We start from the raw sequence: 255 nt of genomic DNA on the forward strand, positions 1-255 counted from the left end.
GCCGCAAGGCTGAAACTCAAAGGAATTGACGGGGGCCCGCACAAGCGGTGGAGCATGTGGTTTAATTCGAAGCAACGCGAAGAACCTTACCAGGTCTTGACATCCTCTGACACTCCTAGAGATAGGATTTTCCCCTTCGGGGGACAGAGTGACAGGTGGTGCATGGTTGTCGTCAGCTCGTGTCGTGAGATGTTGGGTTAAGTCCCGCAACGAGCGCAACCCTTGATCTTAGTTGCCAGCATTTAGTTGGGCACT

At 53.3% G+C, this 255-nt stretch carries 1 rRNA gene; it reads left to right on the forward strand.

The features are described 5' to 3' along the window. Positions 1-255: ribosomal RNA gene (locus KW850_RS34640) — 16S ribosomal RNA — on the forward strand; the annotation flags it as partial.

Source organism: Bacillus sp. sid0103 (assembly GCF_019219025.1).